At 57.4% G+C, this 1,330-nt stretch carries 1 rRNA gene; it reads left to right on the forward strand.

What is annotated here, in order from left to right:
- Positions 1 to 1,315 (forward strand): 16S ribosomal RNA (locus HMPREF3172_RS04765); the annotation flags it as partial.
- Positions 1,316 to 1,330: the final 15 nt, after the last annotated feature.

Here is a 1,330-nt window from a genome sequence, read left to right on the forward strand (position 1 = left end):
TTTTTCGGTTGGGGATGGGCTCGCGGCCTATCAGTTTGTTGGTGGGGTAATGGCCTACCAAGACGACGACGGGTAGCCGGCCTGAGAGGGCGACCGGCCACACTGGGACTGAGACACGGCCCAGACTCCTACGGGAGGCAGCAGTGGGGAATATTGCACAATGGGGGAAACCCTGATGCAGCGACGCCGCGTGGGGGATGACGGCCTTCGGGTTGTAAACCTCTTTCAGTAGGGAAGAAGCCTTTGGGTGACGGTACCTGCAGAAGAAGTACCGGCTAACTACGTGCCAGCAGCCGCGGTAATACGTAGGGTACAAGCGTTGTCCGGAATTATTGGGCGTAAAGAGCTCGTAGGTGGTTTGTCGCGTCTGCTGTGGAATCGTGCCGCTTAACGGTGCGCGTGCAGTGGGTACGGGCAGACTGGAGTGCAGTAGGGGAGTCTGGAATTCCTGGTGTAGCGGTGAAATGCGCAGATATCAGGAGGAACACCGGTGGCGAAGGCGGGACTCTGGGCTGTTACTGACGCTGAGGAGCGAAAGCATGGGGAGCGAACAGGATTAGATACCCTGGTAGTCCATGCCGTAAACGTTGGGAACTAGGTGTGGGGTCCATTCCACGGATTCCGCGCCGTAGCTAACGCATTAAGTTCCCCGCCTGGGGAGTACGGCCGCAAGGCTAAAACTCAAAGGAATTGACGGGGGCCCGCACAAGCGGCGGAGCATGCGGATTAATTCGATGCAACGCGAAGAACCTTACCAAGGCTTGACATGCACTGGAATCGCCTAGAGATAGGTGCGCCCTTCGGGGCTGGTGTACAGGTGGTGCATGGTTGTCGTCAGCTCGTGTCGTGAGATGTTGGGTTAAGTCCCGCAACGAGCGCAACCCTCGTTCTATGTTGCCAGCACGTGATGGTGGGAACTCATAGGAGACTGCCGGGGTCAACTCGGAGGAAGGTGGGGATGACGTCAAATCATCATGCCCTTTATGTCTTGGGCTTCACGCATGCTACAATGGTCGGTACAGAGGGTGGCGATGCCGTGAGGTGGAGCGAATCCCTTAAAGCCGGTCTCAGTTCGGATCGTAGTCTGCAACTCGACTACGTGAAGTCGGAGTCGCTAGTAATCGCAGATCAGCAACGCTGCGGTGAATACGTTCCCGGGCCTTGTACACACCGCCCGTCAAGTCACGAAAGTCGGTAACACCCGAAGCCGGTGGCCTAACCCTTGTGGGGGGAGCCGTCGAAGGTGGGACCGGTGATTGGGACTAAGTCGTAACAAGGTAGCCGTACCGGAAGGTGCGGCTGGATCACCTCCTTTCTAAGGAGCAACACA

It is taken from the genome of Brevibacterium sp. HMSC08F02, from assembly GCF_001807555.1.
Taxonomy (GTDB): Bacteria; Actinomycetota; Actinomycetes; order Actinomycetales; family Brevibacteriaceae; genus Brevibacterium; species Brevibacterium ravenspurgense.